Origin of the sequence: Burkholderia sp. CCA53, assembly GCF_001685525.1 — a bacterium.
Classification (GTDB): domain Bacteria; phylum Pseudomonadota; class Gammaproteobacteria; order Burkholderiales; family Burkholderiaceae; genus Burkholderia; species Burkholderia multivorans.
Genome location: NZ_BDDJ01000002.1, coordinates 1,467,864 through 1,485,890, shown reverse-complemented (window position 1 = coordinate 1,485,890; position 18,027 = coordinate 1,467,864). Strand labels below are relative to the sequence as shown.

At 65.6% G+C, this 18,027-nt stretch carries 11 protein-coding genes; 8 read left to right on the top strand and 3 right to left on the bottom strand.

Going from position 1 to position 18,027, the window contains the following annotated elements; genetic code table 11:
• Nucleotides 1-109: 109 nt before the first annotated feature.
• From BCR55_RS22880 to BCR55_RS22845, 8 genes are all read left to right on the top strand, one after another.
• Nucleotides 110-760: an NADPH-dependent FMN reductase gene (locus BCR55_RS22880; protein ID WP_006411298.1), complete on the top strand. Its 651-nt coding sequence runs from the start codon at nucleotides 110-112 to the stop codon at nucleotides 758-760.
• A gap of 223 nt (nucleotides 761-983) precedes the next feature.
• Nucleotides 984-1,202: a hypothetical protein gene (locus BCR55_RS22875; protein WP_006396283.1), complete on the top strand. Its 219-nt coding sequence runs from the start codon at nucleotides 984-986 to the stop codon at nucleotides 1,200-1,202.
• Nucleotides 1,203-1,298: 96 nt separating this feature from the next.
• Nucleotides 1,299-2,201 (top strand): aminomethyltransferase, encoded by a 903-nt coding sequence (locus tag BCR55_RS22870; RefSeq protein WP_065496037.1) that lies wholly within the window; start codon nucleotides 1,299-1,301, stop codon nucleotides 2,199-2,201.
• A gap of 942 nt (nucleotides 2,202-3,143) precedes the next feature.
• The gene (locus tag BCR55_RS32710) at nucleotides 3,144-9,791 is read left to right on the top strand and encodes an ESPR-type extended signal peptide-containing protein (RefSeq protein WP_065496733.1); all 6,648 of its coding nucleotides are present in this window, start codon (nucleotides 3,144-3,146) and stop codon (nucleotides 9,789-9,791) included.
• A 121-nt stretch (nucleotides 9,792-9,912) separates the two neighbouring features.
• Complete coding sequence (locus tag BCR55_RS22860; protein ID WP_045593467.1) at nucleotides 9,913-10,575, top strand: OmpA family protein; 663 nt, start codon at nucleotides 9,913-9,915, stop codon at nucleotides 10,573-10,575.
• Nucleotides 10,576-10,844: 269 nt separating this feature from the next.
• Nucleotides 10,845-11,990 carry a DUF2827 domain-containing protein gene (locus BCR55_RS22855; RefSeq protein ID WP_006396278.1) on the top strand — a complete coding sequence of 382 codons (1,146 nt, stop codon included), beginning with the start codon at nucleotides 10,845-10,847 and terminating at the stop codon, nucleotides 11,988-11,990.
• Nucleotides 11,991-12,004: 14 nt separating this feature from the next.
• Nucleotides 12,005-13,159: a DUF2827 domain-containing protein gene (locus BCR55_RS22850; protein WP_065496731.1), complete on the top strand. Its 1,155-nt coding sequence runs from the start codon at nucleotides 12,005-12,007 to the stop codon at nucleotides 13,157-13,159.
• Nucleotides 13,160-13,307: 148 nt separating this feature from the next.
• Nucleotides 13,308-14,444, top strand: coding sequence for a DUF2827 family protein (locus BCR55_RS22845; protein ID WP_060043764.1), 1,137 nt, complete (start codon nucleotides 13,308-13,310; stop codon nucleotides 14,442-14,444).
• Nucleotides 14,445-14,771: 327 nt separating this feature from the next.
• Here BCR55_RS22845 and BCR55_RS22840 read toward each other — a convergent pair whose 3' ends face one another.
• The 3 genes from BCR55_RS22840 to BCR55_RS22830 form a co-directional block, all read right to left on the bottom strand.
• On the bottom strand, nucleotides 14,772-15,146 hold the full coding sequence (locus BCR55_RS22840; protein ID WP_006410096.1) for a hypothetical protein: 375 nt from the start codon (nucleotides 15,144-15,146) through the stop codon (nucleotides 14,772-14,774).
• 119 nt (nucleotides 15,147-15,265) lie between these two features.
• Complete coding sequence (locus BCR55_RS22835) at nucleotides 15,266-16,081, bottom strand: EAL domain-containing protein (protein ID WP_006405956.1); 816 nt, start codon at nucleotides 16,079-16,081, stop codon at nucleotides 15,266-15,268.
• Nucleotides 16,082-16,789: 708 nt separating this feature from the next.
• A complete protein-coding gene (locus BCR55_RS22830; protein ID WP_006405955.1) occupies nucleotides 16,790-17,932 on the bottom strand; it encodes a DUF2827 domain-containing protein in 1,143 nt (380 codons plus the stop codon).
• Nucleotides 17,933-18,027 lie beyond the last annotated feature (95 nt).

The following is an 18,027-nucleotide window of genomic DNA, read 5'->3' as shown; positions in this document are numbered from 1 at the left end:
CGGCATATCGATAGAACGAAAAGTCGTTTTCACAGTGGCGACGCGGTCGTTACCATGCAGTTTTAAGCCTGTGCTTAGCCGGGCAAGCCATTCCCGAGAGGAGCGCCCCTTGACTGCATTCGATCAACATCGCCGGCCGTTCGTCGTCGGCATCGGCGGGACCACCCGCGCCGCGTCGTCGACCGAGCGCGCGCTGTCGTTCGCGCTGCGCGGCGCGCAGGCGGCCGGCGCGCGTACGCGCCTGTTCGACGGCCCGTTCCTGCATACGCTGCCCCACTACGCGCCCGAACAGAACACGCTGACCGACGCGCAGCGCGAACTGATCGACGCCGTGCGCGAGGCCGACGCGATCATCATCGCGACGCCCGGCTATCACGGCGGCGTATCCGGTCTCGTGAAAAACGCGCTCGACACGCTCGAGGAACTGCGCGGCGACGCGCGGCCCTACCTCGACGGACGCGCGGTCGGCCTGATCGTCACGGCGTACGGCTGGCAGGCGGCCGGCACCGTGCTCACGTCGCTACGCTCGATCGTCCATGCGCTGCGCGGCTGGCCGACGCCGTTCGGCGCAACCGTGAACACGCTCGAGACGCGCTTCGACAGCGCGGACAGCTGCTCGGACCCGAAAGTGGTCGCCCAGCTCGAAACCGTCGGCGCGCAAGCGGCCGAATTCGCGCTGGCGTTCGCTTCGCATCGCGCCGCCACGCATGCGGCATCGGTCGACGCGCTCGCGCCGGTGCTGAAGATCGCGAATCAGTAATCGCCCGTTCTCTGCGCCGCCCGCGCCCGGCCGACGTTCGCCGCGCGCGGGCGGCGCGTTTTCGGACGCGCGCCGCGCGCGTTGCACGCGCGGATGCGGTCGTCCGATGCCGTGCAGCGATAACGATCGCGCGCGGCGCATGATTAGCATTGGCCGAAAGATTGGTTCACGCACGCGACCGATTTTCGTACGCTGACAGCCCGAACCTTCTTTGCACAGGCCCATGAACCGCACGATCCGCTACAAGGGCTACGAAGTGGCCCCCGCCGCCGCCCGGCTGCCGAACGGGCTGTTCGCCGCCAACCTGACGATCGAGAAGGCAAGCGGCGGCCCGTCATCGCACGCCGTTTCGTTCGACGCGATCGATTTCTTCTTCGAGGAAGAGCACGCGCTCGCCTATGCGTCCCGCTGGGGACGGCTATGGGTCGACACGCACGCGTGACATTCGTCAAGCGACGCGCGTCATGGCCGTACGAAAAATACGCGAAACCGGAACCTATGTGAGAATCTTTCGTTCCGTAATCGCATAACAACAGCCATGACTGACACGCTGCAGGAAGAGCACGCAGCAGCAGATCACGCAATGCGCAACTGGACCTTCGAGAGGCACGGTCCCGTCAAGATCGGTTCCGACGCGCACAAGCAGATGTTCTGCCGCATGCTGCTCGACACGCACAACCCGTACAAGCCGGCCGTGATCGACTGGCCGCCGCTGAAGCCGGACGAGCTCGAACGGCTCACGTCGCTGCCGATCTGGGACATCGCGGTCCAGACCGAAGGCCGCGCGTCGATCCGCGTCGCGACGTTCGCGGCGACGGTCGACGATCCGCTGCTGCGCCAGGCGCTCGAGATGGACGGCGGCGAGGAAGCGCGCCACAAGGTCGTGCTGTCGAAGCTCGTCGAGGCATACGGGATCAAGCTCGCACCCGAGCCGCCGTATCCGGCGCCGAACGATCCCGAATGGTCGTGGATGGTCACGGGCTTCAGCGAATGCATCGACAGCTTCTTCGCGTTCGGCCTGTTCCGTTCCGCGCAGCGCTCCGGCTACTTCCCGCCCGAACTCGTCGAGACCTTCGAGCCGGTGATCCAGGAAGAAGGCCGTCACATCCTGTTCTTCGTGAACTGGTTCGCGTGGTACTGGCGCAACATGCCGTGGTGGCGCCGCCCATGGTTCTTCGCGCGCGTCGCGGCCGTGTGGGCGTTCCTGATCTGGGAGCGGATCGGCATCGCGCGCGGTATCGACGCGGACGGCGTCGCGCATGACGCGAACTTCCCGGCGACCGGCACGGCCGCCGTCGGCGATGCGCTGAACCCGCGCGAACTGCTGGAACTCTGCCTGACCGAGAACGACCGCCGGATGGCGGGCTACGACACGCGCCTGCTGCGACCGATGTTCGTGCCGCGCCTGGCGCGCTTCGCGCTGCGTTTCCTGCGGAAGTAAGCCTCTACGCGCGGCCCCGCCGGAATCGGCGGCGCCCGCTCCATGTGCGCCACGCATCCCGAACCTTTGGGCTCCGCGGCGACCATCCTCCCGTTCGTCATCGCGCCGCTCCGTGGGCGCGCATTCGTCCGACGATTGCGCTGCGGCCTCGTTGCTGCAGCGCCTCTGCTCGTCGTCCAAGCCCCATTTGCGTCGCTTCTGCGTGCCGGCTGCGGCGGGCGGGCATCGCGTGTTCGGGCGATTTTCCGGCGCGACCTGCCGAAATCTTCCAATTGGGAGAAATTCGCCAAATTCGACGAGATGTTCGCAGCGCGGTCAGTTGCATTTTTTTACATCTTTGTGAAGCCGGCACGACGCACGTATCGGCCGCAAGCGCCCGCCGGACGGGCCGCCGACGGTCGCCACATGCGTATTTCGGCATAGTCGATCGTTACTTTAATCGGCTTTTGAGATTTAAATTATTATAAAAATGACGTCATCAAAACGATTAAGACAAGCACATCGCAAATCACGAAATTCAACATCCGCGATTATCAAAAAGATTTACGCAATAACATTACATACAAGAAAGGTTCGCCCACCCCGCAAACGTTTGCGGTTTCATTTTCCTTTCATGATGGTAAGAAAGATAACCAATGGCTTGGCTGGACGCATCTCTACCTGATTGATTTTACGCAACTTTCACATCAACCCCAGGTCTCCCGTCAATCTTTCTCTCCGCCTTTCACGATGTTTCATAGGCATTACGATCAGAAGTGCCTGAACTTCATCCATTGACGATCTTTTAACTTTCGACCGAGCGAATTTTTCACTCCTTTGCAATCTCGAAAATGCACCTCCCATAAACTCCGCTCGTCATTTTGAGATTGGCGCGAGCGCACGGCAGATTCGACGACCGAAAAGAGCCAAGTGTGTTGCGTGCTTATTTGGAGGTAGCAGGACATGAACCGCACATACCGCTCGATCTGGAACGAGGCGCTCGGCGCCTGGGTCGCGGCATCCGAACTCGACGCCGCGCGCGGAAAGCCGAACAAGTCCGCCGTCGCGATCGCCGCCGCCGTCGTGCTGGCGGCGCTGCCTGCCCTGGCAAGCGCCAACACGTTCGTGCCCGGCACGACGAACGGCTCGCAGTTCACCGTCTCGTCGTGTACGTCGAGCGGCGGCAACGGCACCGTCGGCCGCACGACCACCGGCAACACGAACGCGTATGCGTCCGACGGCTCGGGCACGTATTCGACCGTCGCCGGCTGTAACGCGAGCGGCAACAACAACCTTGCGGCCACCGCCTACGGCGCGTTTGCGCAGATCACCGGCACCGGCGGCACCGCGACGGGCTTCCTGTCGTCGGCCGCGCTGTGGGGCACGGCGGCCGGCCTCGAATCGACCGCGAGCGGCGCCGGTTCGACCGCACTCGGCTTCGGCGCAACGGCGAACGCGCTGAACTCGGTGGCGATCGGCGGTGCGGCCGGCAACGGCACGACGCCGCTGTCGTACGCGAACTCGACGATCGCGTCGGGCGCCGGCGCGGTCGCGATCGGCAGCAACGCGACGAAGGGCGCGCAAGCGGCCGCGTCGGACGGCATCGCGATCGGCGGGCAGTCGTCGGTTGCGTCGGCGGCCACGTCGGGCATCGCGGTCGGCCGCGGCGCAACCGTCACCGGCGCATACGGCATCGCGCAAGGCGACGGTGTCGTGTCGGGCGCAACCGGCCGCAACGTCGCGATCGGCTCGACCGGCACGACGGCGAACAGCGGTACGGCAAGCGGCGGCGCAGTCGCGATCGGCCGCGGTCAGACGGCTGCCGGCGACGGCGCAGTGGCGATCGGCGACCCGAACAGCGCGACCGGCACCGGTGCGCTCGCGATCGGCGCGAACAACACGTCCAACGGCCAAGGCGCGGTGGCGCTCGGCAACGCGAACTCGGCGAGCGGTACGGGCTCCGTCGCGATGGGCAACAGCAACACCGCGTCGAACAGCTCGGTGGCCATCGGCAGCGCCGCGAATGCGACGGGCACGAACGGCTCGGTCGCGATCGGCAACGCCGCGACGGCGAACGGCACGGGCGCGATTGCGCTCGGCAATGTCGGCAGCTTCGCGGCCAATACGCAGGCGACCGGCGCAGACGCGCTCGCACTCGGCAACGGCGCGACGGCGAGCGGCAGCGCGGGCGCGGTGGCCGTCGGTGCGGCAGCGGTCGCGTCGAACTCGTACGCGACCGCGTTCGGTTCGAACTCGACTGCGTCGGGCGCGGGTTCCGTCGCGTTCGCACAAAACGCGACGGCGTCGGTGACGAACGCGATCGCGCTCGGCGTCGGGTCGACCGCGAACGTCGCGAATTCGGTCGCGCTCGGCAGCAGCTCGGTGACGAGCAGTGCGCTGACGTCGACGTCCGGCGGCACCACGTCGGTCAGCAACACGACGATCGGCGGCCAGACCTTCGGCAACTATGCGGGGGCGGGCGCGGCAGGCGGCGTCGTCAGCGTCGGCCAGCCGAACGCGGAGCGCCGCGTGCAGAACGTCGCCGCGGGGCTCGTCAGCTCGACCAGCACGGATGCGATCAACGGCAGCCAGCTCTATGCCGTGGCGAGCACGACGACGTCGAGCATCTCTTCGCTGTCGACTTCCGCTTCGACCGGGATTTCGTCGGCGAATAGCTCGATCGGGTCGCTGTCGACGGCGACGTCGAGCAGCATCTCTTCGCTGTCGACCTCGGCTTCGACGGGTATCTCGTCCGCAAATAGCTCGATCAAGTCGTTGTCGACGGGGCTGAGCTCGACCAATAGCTCTGTTACGTCGCTGTCGACTGGCCTTAGCTCGACCAATAGCTCGGTTACGTCGCTGTCCAGCTCGGCTTCGACCGGGATTTCGTCGGCGAACAGTTCGATCGGGTCGTTGTCGACTGCAACGTCGAGCAGCATCTCTTCGCTGTCGACTTCCGCTTCGACGGGTATCTCGTCGGCGAACAGCTCGATCGGATCGCTGTCGACGGGCCTTAGCTCCACCAATAGCTCGGTTACGTCGCTGTCGACTTCGGCTTCGACCGGCATCTCTTCGGCGAATAGCTCGATCGGATCGCTGTCCACGGGCCTGAGCTCGACCAACAGCTCTGTTACGTCGCTGTCCACCTCGGCTTCGACCGGCATCTCGTCGGCGAATAGTTCGATCGGCTCGTTGTCGACTGCAACATCGAGCAGCATCTCTTCGCTGTCGACTTCCGCTTCGACGGGTATCTCGTCGGCTAATAGCTCCATCGGATCGCTCTCGACTGCAACGTCGAGCAGCATCTCTTCGCTGTCGACTTCCGCTTCGACCGGTATCTCGTCGGCGAACAGCTCGATCGGGTCGCTGTCGACGGGCCTTAGCTCCACCAATAGCTCGGTCACGTCGCTGTCCAGCTCCGCTTCGACCGGCATCTCGTCGGCGAACAGCTCGATTGGCTCGCTGTCGACGGGCCTCAGCTCGACGAACAGCTCCGTCACGTCGCTGTCCACGTCGACCTCGACCGGCATCGCGTCGCTGTCGACCTCCACGTCGACCGCAATCGAAGCGGCGAAAACGCACTACTACAGCGTCAACGACGGCGGTACGCAAAAGGCGAACTACGCCAACGACGGGGCAACGGGCGTCAACGCGCTGGCCGCGGGCGTCGCGGCGAGCGCCGCCGGTGCGAGCAGCGTCGCGGTCGGCGATAGCGCAAACGCGAAAGCCAACGGCACGGTCGCGATCGGTCGGAACGCGGTCGCGAACAACGTCGGCGACGTCGCGCTCGGCAGCGGCTCCGTGACGGCGGCGCCGAACCCGACGCCGACAGGCAGCGTCGGCGGCGTCACCCACACGTTCGCAGGCGGCAACCCGACCAGCGTCGTCAGCGTCGGCGACAAGGGCGCCGAGCGTCAGGTGACCAACGTCGCGGCCGGCCGCATCACCGCCGACAGCACCGATGCGATCAACGGCTCGCAACTCTTCGCGACCAACTCGGCCGTCGACTCGCTGTCGACCACGGTGTCGTCGTCGAGCAGCGCCATTTCGTCGCTGTCGACGGGATTGTCGTCGACCAATAGCTCGGTCGCTTCGCTTTCGACTTCGACGTCGACGGGTCTGTCCTCGGCTAACAGCTCCATCGCCTCGCTCTCGACGTCGACTTCGACCGGTCTGTCGTCGGCCAACAGTTCGATCACTTCGCTCTCGACTTCGACCTCGACGGGTCTGTCGTCGGCCAACAGCTCGATCACGTCGCTCTCGACTTCGACTTCGACGGGTCTGTCATCGGCCAACAGCTCGATCGGATCTTTGTCGACCGGCCTCAGCTCGACCGATAGCTCGGTCGCTTCGCTTTCGACCTCGACCTCGACTGGCCTCTCGTCGGCTAACAGTTCGATCGGCTCTCTGTCGACCGGCCTCAGCTCGACCGATAGCTCGGTCGCGTCGCTCTCGACTTCGACTTCGACGGGTCTGTCGTCCGCTAACAGCTCAATCACGTCCCTGTCGACATCGACCTCGACCGGTCTGTCATCGGCTAACAGTTCGATCGGTTCTCTGTCGACAGGCCTCAGCTCGACCGATAGCTCGGTCGCGTCGCTTTCGACCTCGACCTCGACTGGTCTCTCGTCGGCGAACAGCTCAATCGGCTCTCTGTCGACCGGCCTCAGCTCGACCGACAGCTCGGTCGCTTCGCTTTCGACCTCGACTTCGACCGGCCTCTCGTCCGCTAACAGCTCGATCGGCTCTCTGTCGACGGGCCTCAGTTCGACCGATAGCTCGGTCGCGTCGCTTTCGACCTCGACTTCGACCGGTCTCTCGTCCGCGAACAGCTCGATCGGCTCTCTGTCGACCGGCCTCAGCTCGACCGATAGCTCGGTCGCGTCGCTTTCGACTTCGACTTCGACTGGTCTCTCGTCGGCAAACAGCTCGATCGGTTCTCTGTCGACCGGCCTCAGCTCGACCGATAGCTCGGTCGCTTCGCTCTCGACTTCGACTTCGACGGGGCTCTCGTCGGCCAATAGTTCGATCACGTCGCTCTCGACTTCGACCTCGACGGGCCTGTCATCGGCCAACAGCTCGATCGGATCTTTGTCGACCGGCCTCAGTTCGACCGATAGCTCGGTCGCTTCGCTGTCGACTTCGACGTCGACTGGCCTCTCGTCGGCGAATAGCTCGATCACGTCTCTGTCGACTTCGACTTCGACCGGTCTCTCGTCGGCGAACAGCTCAATCGGCTCTCTGTCGACCGGCCTCAGCTCGACCGACAGCTCGGTCGCTTCGCTATCGACCTCGACCTCGACCGGTCTCTCGTCCGCGAACAGCTCGATCGGCTCTCTGTCGACGGGCCTCAGCTCGACCGACAGCTCCGTCGCTTCGCTGTCGACCTCAACGTCGACCGGTCTCTCGTCGGCGAACAGCTCAATCGGCTCTCTGTCGACGGGCCTCAGCTCGACCGATAGCTCGGTCGCGTCGCTTTCGACCTCGACTTCGACCGGCCTCTCGTCCGCGAACAGCTCGATCGGCTCTCTGTCGACAGGCCTCAGCTCGACCGACAGCTCGGTCGCTTCGCTTTCGACCTCGACTTCGACCGGCCTCTCGTCCGCTAACAGCTCGATCGGTTCTCTGTCGACCGGCCTCAGCTCCACCGACAGCTCGGTCGCTTCGCTGTCGACCTCAACGTCGACTGGTCTCTCGTCGGCAAACAGCTCGATCACGTCCTTGTCGACCTCGACCTCGACCGGCCTCTCATCGGCCACCAGCTCGATCGGCTCGCTGTCGACCGGCCTCTCCTCGGCCAACAGCTCGATCGGCTCCCTGTCGACCGGCCTCAGCTCGACCAACAGCTCGGTCGCTTCGCTGTCGACCGGCCTCAGCTCGACCGATAGCTCGCTCGCTTCGCTGTCGACCTCGACCTCGTCCGGCCTCTCGTCCGCCACCAGCTCGATCGGCTCGCTGTCCACCGGCCTGAGCTCGACCGACAGCACGCTCACGTCGCTGTCCACGTCGACCTCGTCGGGCATCGGCTCGCTGTCCACCGGCCTGAGCACCGCGAACGACTCGATCACGTCCCTCTCCACGTCGACGTCGACCGCCATCCAGGCAGCCAAGACGCACTACTACAGCGTCAACGACAACGGCACGCAGCAGGGCAACTACAACAACGACGGCGCAACCGGCATCAACGCACTCGCAGCCGGCACGAACGCCGCTGCGACGGGCGCGAGCAGCGTCGCGGTCGGCGACGGCGCGACCGCATCGTCCGACGACGCAGTCGCGATCGGCCACGGCGCCACGGCGACCGGCGGCAAGGCCGTATCGATCGGCTCGGCGAACGCCGCGAGCGGCGACGGCGCGGTCGCGCTCGGCGCAAACAACGCGGCGACCGGCAGCGGCGCCGTCGCACTCGGCAACGCCAACACGGCGACCGGCGACGGCTCGCTCGCGATCGGCAACACGTCGACGGCTGCCGGCGCAGGCTCGCTCGCCTTCGGTACGAACGCGGTCGCGAAGAACGTCAACGACGTCGCACTCGGCACCAACTCGGTCACGGCAAACGCGAACCCGACGTCGAGCGCCACGATCGGCGGCGTCACGTACCTGTTCGCCGGCAGCGCGCCGACGAGCGTCGTGAGCGTCGGCGCGCCGGGCGCGGAACGCCAGATCACGAACGTCGCCGCCGGCCGGATCTCGGCCGACAGCACCGACGCGATCAACGGCAGCCAGCTCAACGCGACGAACCAGGCGGTCAACAGCCTGTCGACGTCGACCGCATCGAACATCTCGTCGCTGTCGACCGGCATCGGTTCGCTGTCGACGGGCCTGAGCTCGACGAACAGCACCGTCGCATCGCTGTCCACGTCGACCTCGACGGCGATCGGCTCGCTGTCGACCGGCCTCAGCGCGACGAACAGCAACCTCACGTCGCTGTCCACGTCGACGTCGACCGGCATCGGCTCGCTGTCGACCGGCCTCAGCTCGACGAACAGCACGGTCGCGTCGCTGTCGACGGGCGTGACGAACATCAACAACCAGCTGACACAGCTCTCGACGACGCTGAACAACAACACGACGCGCTCGCTCACCACCAACGGCGTTACCGCCGACATGAACGGAACGGGCAACGATCGTCCGGTCGTCGCGGCCGGCTCGAACTCGGTCGCGATCGGCGCGAATTCGACGGACGGCGGCCGCTCGAACGTCGTGTCGGTCGGCAGCGACACGCAGCAGCGCCAGATCACGAACGTCGCGCCGGGCACGCAAGGCACCGACGCGGTGAACGTGAACCAGTTGACGGCCGTGCAGTCGACGCTGTCGACGGCGTTGTCGGGCCAGCAGGCGCAAATCAACTCGCTCGGCTCGCAGCTGCAGCAAACGGACCAGATGGCGAAGCAGGGTATCGCGGCTGTCGGCGCGATGGCGTCGATCCCGCAGCTCGACCGCGACGCCAACTTCGGGATGGGGATCGGCGCATCGACGTTCCTCGGCCAGAAGGCGATGGCCGTGAACATGCAGGCGCGCATCAGCGAGAACCTGAAGGCGTCGATCAACGGCGGCTTCAGCGGCAACCAGAAGGTGATCGGCGCAGGCATGCTGTACCAGTGGAAGTAACGCGCCGCGCCGCCCGCGCGGTCGGCCTGCGAGGCCGGCCGCGTCGCGGCGGCCGGCTGCACGATGCGCGCGGCACGATCAGCGGCGCGCTTGTGTCCATTCAGGATTCGAGGACGAAACCGTGAACAAACTCGCTCTTGCGCTCGCACTGTCGAGCGCGGCGCTCGCCGCCTGCTCGACGGCATCGGGCCCGACCTTCAGCGCCTCCGAACTGCAGCCGCGCGATGGCGTGCGGACGTTCCAGGTGGACTGCCACGGTCTGCTGTCCGGCCCGCAAACCTGCATGAAGGCCGCGCGGAAGATCTGCGGCGAACAACCCGTGCGCGCCGTCGACACGATGCGCGCGCTGCGCGACGGCAGCGATCCGGCCACGCTGGTGTTCCAGTGCGGCGCCCCGCCGGCCGACGCCGCCCCGGCCGCCGAGCCCGCGCCCGCCGCGGTCGAACATGTGAGCCTCGCCGGCGACGCGCTGTTCGCAAGCGGCCTCGCGACGCTGACGCCGGCCGCCCGCGCGTCGCTCGACAAGCTGCTGAACGCGTACGGCGACCGCTCGTACACGCAAGTCAGCGTCACCGGCTATACGGATTCGGTCGGCAGCGACGCATCGAATCTCGCGCTGTCGAAGCGGCGGGCGGAAGCCGTCGCCGCCTATCTGCAGCAGCGCGGGCTGAATGCGCGCACGCTGACGGTGACGGGGCGCGGCAGCGCCGATCCGATCGCGACGAACGCGACGGCCGAAGGCCGCGCGACCAACCGCCGCGTGGAAATCTCGCTGCAGCGCTGACGCGCCGCGGCCGGCGGCCGGCGCGACGGCGGCGCATGGACCGACGACACCGTCGCGAACGGCCGCCCCACTCCACAAACCGGCGACTTCCGTGCCACAATCGCCGCAGCCGCCGAGCGGGGCCCGTCGGCGCACGCCGCCGCGCCATGCGCGGCACGTCGGCTGCCCCGCTCGCGCGTACGCAACCATGACGATCCACGGCGCGCCGTGTTCGTGCGGCGCGCTCGGCGCCGCGGCCGAACGCGCGCCGCCGTAGAGGAAAAAAGCTGGTGACGGACATCAATGAAACCGCTTCGGGCCGCGCCCGCAAGCAACGGCCGGCGGTCGGCATCTCGCTGTTCGCGCGCGACGGCCAGGCGATCTGGGAAAACGGCATCCATCAGAACATCGCATTCCTCGCGATGATGCTCAAGCGCTCGGACCGCGTGGGCCCGGTCTATTTCCTGAACGGCGGCGACGCGAAGGCACTGCCGGCCGGACTCGATCTCGACGGCCTCGACGTGCCGCTCGTGAATCCGGCCGACGTCACGCACGACATCGACGTCGTGATCGAAATGGGCGCGCAGCTGCCGGTCGAATGGCTCAGACATGTGAAGGCGCTCGGCGCGAAGCTCGTCGCCTGCTATGTCGGCCATACGTACAGCGGTCTGGCCGAAACGCCGATCTTCGACAAGCCGTCGGGTCACATCTTCAACGGCACGCAATTCGACGAAGTCTGGGTGCTCGAGAAGTCGCAAAAGATCGACGTGCCGCTGCTGCGCACGCTGACGCGCGCGCCCGTCTATACGATTCCGCATCTGTGGTCGCCGTATTTTCTCGATCGCCGCATCGCCGCGCTCGCGGCCGAAGGCGCGACGTTCGGCTATCGGCCGGGCCGCCGCCCGTGGCGGCTCGCGACGCTCGAGCCGAACATCTCGGTCGTGAAGACCTGCCACTATCCGATGCTCGTGTGCGACGAACTTTATCGCGCGCGCCCCGATACGGTGCAGCACCTGTTCGTCGTCAACTCGATGCACATGAAGGAACATCCGACCTTCGTGCACTTCGCGAACAGCCTCGATCTCGTGCGTCAGCACAAGGCGACGTTCGAGCCGCGCCTCGATCTACCGGGCTTCATGGCGCGCCATGCGGACGCCGTCGTGTCCCACCACTGGGAAAACGCGCAGAACTACCTGTACTACGACGTGCTGTACGGCGGCTACCCGCTGCTCCACAACTCGCCGCTGCTCGGCGACGCCGGCTACTACTATCCGGACTTCGATTCCGCCACGGGCGGGCGCGTGCTGCTCGATGCGTGGCTGCATCACGACGAACGGCTCGACGACTATCGCGCCAAGGCCGACCGGCTGCTGCGCGCGGTCTCGATCGACAACCCCGCGAACCTCGACGCGTTCCTCGCGCGTCTGGTCGCCTGAACCGGAGCATGCACATGTCGGACTCCACTGCCCGCCACGCATCCGGCGACGGCAAACGTCTCGTCGTCGGCGTGTCGCTGTACGTACGCGGCGCCGGCCAGTCGCTGTGGGAAAACGGCATCTTCCAGAACTGCCTGCTGCTGATCCTGCTGCTGCGCCAGTCGCCGCTCGTCGCCGAAGCCGTGATGGTGAACGGCGGCGAGCAGCTCGCCGATCCGCAGATGATGCTCGGCGAATGGGACGTGCCGCTGCTGTCGATGGACGAAGCGCTGCAGCGCTGCGACGTGCTGATCGAAATGAGCGCACAGTTCGGCGCCGATTATCTGCGCGCGTTCCGCGAACGCGGCGGCAAGGTCGTGACGATGCGCGTCGGCAACGACTACGTGATCGACATCGAGCGCGCGATGTTCAACAAGCCGTCGGGCTTCCTGTTCTCGGGCGCGCCGTACGACGCGGTATGGACGATTCCGGAATTCGAGCGCTCGTGCCTGCATTACTACCAGACGGGCCTGCGTGCGCCCGTGACGATCGTTCCGCACATCTGGCATCCGATGCTGTTCGACAAGGCGCGCGCGACGCTCGGGCAAGGCCTGTCATACGGCTATCGGCCCGGTCGGCCGCGCTGGCGCGTGACGATGTTCGAGCCGAACATCTGCATGGTGAAGACGAGCATCATCCCGATGCTCGTCACCGAAGAAGCGTATCGCGCGCAGCCGGCGTTCCTCGACATCGTGCGCGTCTGCAACACGCTGCACATGAAGGAGCACGCGACTTTCGTGCACTTCGCGAAGAGCCTCGACATCGTCAACCACGGCATCACGACGTTCGAGAGCCGCTACGCGGTGTACGAGTTCATGGCCGCGTACGGCGACGCCGTCGTGTCGCACACGTGGGAAAACGCGCAGAACTATCTGTACTACGAGCTGCTGTACGGCGACTATCCGCTGATCCATAATTCGCCGTTCCTCGGCAAGGCCGGGTATTACTATCCGGACTTCGACTGCCAGGCCGGCGGCCGCGCGCTGCTGCAGGCCTTTGCCGAGCACGACGCGAACCTCGACGCGTATCGCGAGCAGTCGAAGCACGTGCTCGACTCGGTCAGCATCTACAACCCCGACAACGTGGCCGCGTATACGGACGCGATCGCCGCGCTTTATCGCGACGCGTGACGCGCCGCGGCCGTCCGACTCGAACATGAATCCGAAGCCCATGCTCTCCTGCAAACGATATCCGGTCGGCCGTGCCGTCGCTGCCGTCGCGCGCGGCGCGCACGCATTTTTCGCGCAGTAAGCCGCGCCGACCCTTCCGGAGCCGCCGATGAAAATCAATGTCGCGATTACGATGAACGTGCAGCGCGACGCGACGCAGTCGATCTGGTATAACGGCGCGAACCAGCATTGCGTCTATCTGTACATGCTGCTGAAGCGCTCTCCGCTGATCGGCGAGGTGTGGCTCGCGCACGACGACGGTATCGCCGAGTATCCGCAGGCGCTGATGATGGACGCGTTCCGCGATGCGCTGCGGCCGCTTTCCTCGGTGATCCATCAGACCGACCTGCTGATCGAGATGAACGCGTTCATCGATTCGACGCACGCGCAGGCGGTGCGGCAGCGCGGCGGCAAATGCGTGTCCTACCGGTTCGGCAACGACTATGTGATCGCCGTCGAAACGATCAACTTCGAGAAGAACAACTGGCGGCCGAATCCGCACCGCGTGCAGTTCGACGAAATCTGGACGAACCCGCAGCACATGCATACGTGCGCTGCGTACTTCCAGGCCGTCTATCGCGCGCCGGTGGTCGAACTGCCGCACATCTGGTCGCCGTATTTCATCGAGCGCAGCCTCGATTCGGACCCTGAACTGAAGGCGCGCTTCGGCTACCGCAATCACGGCCGCGCGAAACGGATCGCGTTCTTCGAGCCGAACCTGAACGTCGTGAAGAGCGCGCTCGTGCCGATGCTCGCCGCGAACGCCTGCTATGTCGAGCATCCCGAACTCGTCGAGCACGTGTACATGACGAACACGTTCGACAAGAAGGAAAACGTCGCCTTCAAGCATCTCGCGCTCGGGCTCGAGATGGTGCGCGACGGCAAGGCAACGGCGGACGTGCGTGCGCCGTTCGTCGCGTGGGCGGCGCATCACACCGACATCGTCGTCTCGCACCATTGGGAAAACGGCCTCAATTACCTGCTCTACGACGCGCTGTACGGCAACTACCCGCTCGTGCACAACTCGGCGTTCCTGCGCGACGTCGGGTACTACTATCCGGACTTCGAGATCTTCGACGCGGCGCGCGCGATCGCCACCGCCGCGCAGACGCACGACGAACGGCTCGACGACTACGCCGCAGCCGCGCGCCGCTGCCTGCAGCAGGTCGATGCGCTCGCCGAGCACAACGTCCGGATCCATACCGAACACGTGCAGCGCCTGTTCGCGGGGCGCGCGCTCGGCTGAGCGTGTCGGCAGGGCCTCCTGCGATCGCAGAGTTCAGCGATCTCGCGGCACTGAGGCGCGCGGCGGACGTCGTCGCGACGACCTGCCCCGCGCATCACCGTCTCGCGGGCGCGCGCGTGCTGCCGGCCGTGCGGCTACTGCCGAGCCGAAACGCAGACGCGCACCAGGCAACGGAAACGCGCTCCGCGCAATATCGGGGCAACCGGATCGCGCGCTCGGCGCGCGCCGGACAACGGGACGATGCGGTCGATCGCGCCATGCCAACGATGGCGACGATGGCGATCGTCCACGGCGGTTTCGCGCACGCATGGCGCCGACGCCGTGCCGCTACGGGCGTGCGCGCCGCTCGCAGTGCGCGGCGAACGCACGGCCGTGCAGCCGACCGATGCGCATGAGCACCGCGAAGCGACGCATCGACGCGCGGCTGGCGCCGCCGGCCAGCCGCGCCAGCCGTTCGGCCACGCCGAGCGCGACGGCCGACTCGTCGCCGCACGCGCCCGCCAGTACGCCGGCGTAATAATGCCGCGCGGCCAGTTGCCGGTCGGCCGCATCGAGCGGCTTGATGCGATGAATGCGCGCGGACACGGTCGTCAACCCGTCGAGGAACGGCGCGACATCGATCGGCCGGCCCGACGACGCGGCGCCGAGCTGGCGCAGCATGTCGGCCAGTTCGACGATTGCCGCGAGCGAGCGCGCATCCATTACCGGTAGCGCGGCTTCTTCCGTGGCCGCCTGGTTCGTCCCCGCCATGCCGATGCCCCTGTTGCGATCGCGCGGCCGTGCGCGGGCACACGCGACGCCATGCGACCGTGCGTGCGCCGTCATGCGGCAGCCGGCGAACGCCATGAGAAACGAATGCCCTGCGCCCACGCGACGCCGGCCTCTACGATCATCTGCCGATCCATTTCGTTTTCGACGCCCTCGACGACGACGTGACGCGCACCCTCGTGCGCGAACGCGATCAGCCGCCGAAGCTGGTAGCGCCCGATCGCGTTGCGCTTGATCATCGGCAGAATCGAGCGGTCGAGCTTCACGATGTCGGGGTTGCCGACCGCCAGATTGTTCAGTGCACTGAAGCCGATTCCGAAGTCATCGATCGCGATGCGGCATCCGGCCTGCCGGAACCGCGCCACGAACGTGCGGCCCGCGACCGGATTCAGCGGCCCCGTCTCGGTGATTTCGACGACGAGCCGCGCGGCGACGGAGGGCTCGCGTTCGAGCCGCGCGAAGGTCGGCCGCCACGCGTCGTCCATCACCGCGCTCGAGGCGGACATGTTGCAGCCGTAGACGGCCGTTGGATCGGCGCGCAGCTGATCGATCGTGCGGTTCACGACCAGCCGGTCGAACCAGCGCATCAGCCCGAGCGATTCGAGGCGCGGCAAAAAGGCGATCGGCGGCCATGCGCCGCGCGCGTCGCGCCGCAGCCGCGCGAGACATTCGTCATACAGGACGCCGCCCGACAGGTCGGCGCGGCACACCGGCTCGTACACGAATTCAAGCCGGCTTTCTACGAAACTGCGTACCGAAGCGAGGTCGACAGGACCGTCCGGCACGCCGAACACCTTACCGATTTCATCACGACTCGCTTCCCGATTCTGTTCCCTGTCCGCCGTCAGGCGACGTTCGACCGCATTCATCCGGTGCTCCGGCTAGTGGTGGGCCGCCGCTGGCGACCGACCCGACGCGACACGCGGAGCGCAACGATCGCGCTCCGCCGCTTACCCGGCTCATCCCGTGTCTTCGATCTTCTTCGGAAGCGTACTTGCCATTTCAGCACACCGTCGAATTCGTTATTTTCAACCGTATTCATCCGCCGAAAATACGCGACGCGCTTTGCATGGACTGTACGAAAGCTTACACAATGCGGGACGCGGCTCCGCTACCGTTCGATTCGATATCGCGAAGAGAAAACGGGACGTTATTATGCACGGCAGGGGAATGATTATGCCGGCGTGCGACCCGGCGCGTTTGATCGGATAAATCGCATCGCGAACGGCCGGCGGGCCATTATGTGGGACACGTCCGCGACGTGCTTTGCACATGGCGCAGATGATTTGGAGGTGCCACACTCCGTATACTCGTTCGCACCGCCAGCTAATTATCGCGTTTAATACGATATTATTAAATATATAGACATAATGACCGGAATTTAAAACAGGCAATCCGAACGCATTATATAAAAATTGCCGATTGAAAACTATTTAACAAATTTTCAGAATCGTTCACCTATAAAATGATTTTCGACGGATTCCTCGGAACCGTCGAATTCGTGCCTTGAAAGCCGTCGAACCGTCGAGGTTCGGCGGTTCCTTTTCAGCGCGCCCCCGCGCCCGGCACGCCGCGCCTTACGCGGTTCTCGCACCGGTCAGGTTCGCGAGCAGCGCATCGTATTCGGCCACGAGCGCCGGGCTCGCCGACGTATAGCGGCGCAGAATCTCGCGCTGGCGGCGCGTATAGGCTTCCCAGTCGTCGTCGTGCGCATGCAGCGCGCGCAGCAACGCATCGGCGCCCTGCTGAACGTCGTTGTCGGGATAGTAATAGCCGAGATCGGGCGCGAGGCTCGCGTTATGCACGAGCGGATAGCCTTGCCAGCACACGTCGAAGTAGAAATAGTTCAGCGGATTCGACCACTGGTGCGACACGACCACATCGGTCAGCTCCGCGAGGAAAACCGGCGTGTCGAAACGTCCGACGAAGCTCGCCTTGCCCGCGCGCACGATGTCCAGATAGTTCATCAGCATCACGAATTCGGGGCTCTCGTGCGCGAGGCGCTCCGCGTTCGTCACGTGCGTGAAGGCGATCGCATCGGGATCGCGACGGTACGCCTCGTCGATGATCAGCATCGGATAGACACAGAACTTCACGACGTCGTGATTCGGCTCCATCACCGTCAGCCGCTTGCCGCGCTCGCCGCGCGGCCGGTATTCGCCGTGTTCCGGCAGCGACTGCGCGCGCTCGGTCAGGAACATCGGATCCCACACGAACGGCACGACGCGGCCCGGGCAGCGGCGCAACGACTGCAGGAACGGCAGCGACGACGGCGCGATCTGCGGAATCGCCCACACTTCGTCGTAGCCGCGGTTGATGAACAGCGTGTCCCAGAGCCGCCGGCCGAACAGGATCGACTCCATCGCATTGATGTACTCGACACCGCAGCAATAGCTGACGATCTTCGCGCCGCGCGCCTTCAGGTATGCGGTCTGTTCCGCGTCGATCTGCCCGCCGAGCTCGATCAGCACGTCGAGCGCATCCTTCATGTCGGCGAACGCGCGCGTGTCGAACACGCGGCGATCCCACGGCAGCGCGTCGGTCAGCGGTACGGCCGTCGTGTTGACGAGCGTGACGCGGTAGCCGTGCGGCGACGCCATCAGCAGCTTCGCGAGAAACAGCGCGTTCTGCTTGATGCCGTTGATCCACAGGCTTTCGTCGGGGGTGCGCAGACCGATCGTGATACCGATGCGCAGGCCGTTCAGGACAGGAGACGTCATCGTCGGCGGGACAGGAAAGGAAAGATCCAGTGTAGCGTGCGCGTCCGCGCAGGCCGAAACGACTCGCATTCTAGCCGAGCATCGACGCGCCGACT